Source organism: Acinetobacter sp. 228 (assembly GCF_048147885.1).
The window spans coordinates 1-1,074 of the sequence record NZ_JAYWYV010000550.1; the positions used below are offsets into that span (position 1 = coordinate 1).

At 41.7% G+C, this 1,074-nt stretch carries 1 protein-coding gene and 1 pseudogene; both read left to right on the top strand.

The features are described from left to right. The coding region (gene znuC, locus VXQ92_RS20700) for a zinc ABC transporter ATP-binding protein ZnuC (RefSeq protein WP_416683037.1) at positions 1-568 on the top strand (568 nt) is incomplete at its 5' end. Between the two features lie 9 nt (positions 569-577). Further along, positions 578-1,074: pseudogene (znuB, locus tag VXQ92_RS20705) on the top strand (zinc ABC transporter permease subunit ZnuB); the annotation flags it as partial.

Here is a 1,074-nt window from a genome sequence, read left to right on the forward strand (position 1 = left end):
CAATAAAAAACTAAAAATGGCTTATGTGCCTCAGAAATTTAATCCATCTCATAGTCTTCCTTTACGGGTACAAGATTTATTAGATCTGGAAAAGTGTAGCCCTGCCCTTCGTCAGGAAATTATTCAAGACACCGGTATTGCCAAACTACAACAATCAAAAGTTCAGCAACTTTCTGGTGGAGAGCGCCAACGTGTACTGCTAGCACGTGCTTTACTTAGAAAGCCAGATATCCTCGTTCTTGATGAGCCTATGCAAGGCTTAGATATTCAATCAGAAGCTGAGCTTTATGAATATGTACGTAGTCTGCCGGAACGTTATGGTTGTGCCATTTTAATTGTTTCCCATGATTTACAGTGGGTCATGCAGGGAACTCAACGCGTTGTTTGTTTAAACAAGCATATATGCTGTAGCGGCTTACCAGAAAGTATTCAGCAACATCCTGAATACCAAGCAATATTCGGTACTCAGCGAGTTTTCTATCAACATCATCATGATCACTGTGCGCATGGTGACGCTGCACACCCCTGCCCTCACAATAGCAGACCTCACATTCACCCGGAACCGTAAGCTTAAGCCATGATGGAATGGTTACAATTATTGTTACCCGCATGGATTATGGGAACCTTATTAGTCTTTTTGACTGCACCACTTGGTTGTCTCATGCTATGGAGACGTATGTCTTTTTTTGCAGACACCATGGCACATGGAACCTTACTTGGGGTAGCAATTGCTGGTGCTTTAAGCCTTCCCCTCTGGCTTGGCGTGGCAGGTACAGCTATTTTATTAGTCGCTATTTTATGGGCACTACATGACAATCGTTTACCAAACGATGCTTTGCTTGCCCTATGCTCAGCAACATTACTATGTAGTGGCCTCCTGTTTATTCAACATGTTCCAAGTTTAAGACCGGAGCTTTTAAGTTATTTGTTTGGTGACTTACTAAGTATTGATTGGCCAGACCTACCTATTTTCACATTAATTATTGCAGTATCACTGACAATTATTTATCGCTTTTGGCAGCCTCAAATTCAAATTGCCATTGATCCGGATATTGCAATTAGTGAAGGTGTGAA